The organism is Variovorax sp. KK3, from assembly GCF_001984055.1.
Classification (GTDB): Bacteria; Pseudomonadota; Gammaproteobacteria; order Burkholderiales; family Burkholderiaceae_C; genus Variovorax.
Map to the genome: position 1 here is coordinate 1 of NZ_LYVO01000231.1, position 232 is coordinate 232.

The following is a 232-nucleotide window of genomic DNA, read 5'->3' on the forward strand; positions in this document are numbered from 1 at the left end:
GTACTGCGTGCTGCCCGTGCTGTTGGCACCGCCCGTGCCCGTCTCGGCCAGCAAGTTGCCTTCTTCGTCGTAGACGTACGCATAGCCCTGCTTCTCGGCTTCGTTGGCGTTCGGACCCCAGCGCTTCGTGAAGAAGGAGACCAGACCCTGGAAGAAGCTTTGGTCCTGTTCGTCGCCTTCGCTCGGCGGGTACAGCGGCTCGGTCTTGAAGACCCGCTGGCCCAGCGCGTTG

At 63.8% G+C, this 232-nt stretch carries 1 protein-coding gene; it reads right to left on the bottom strand.

What is annotated here, in order from left to right; translation table 11 throughout:
* On the bottom strand, positions 1–232 hold a 232-nt coding region (locus B0W80_RS35875), incomplete at both ends, for a hypothetical protein (RefSeq protein WP_179107119.1).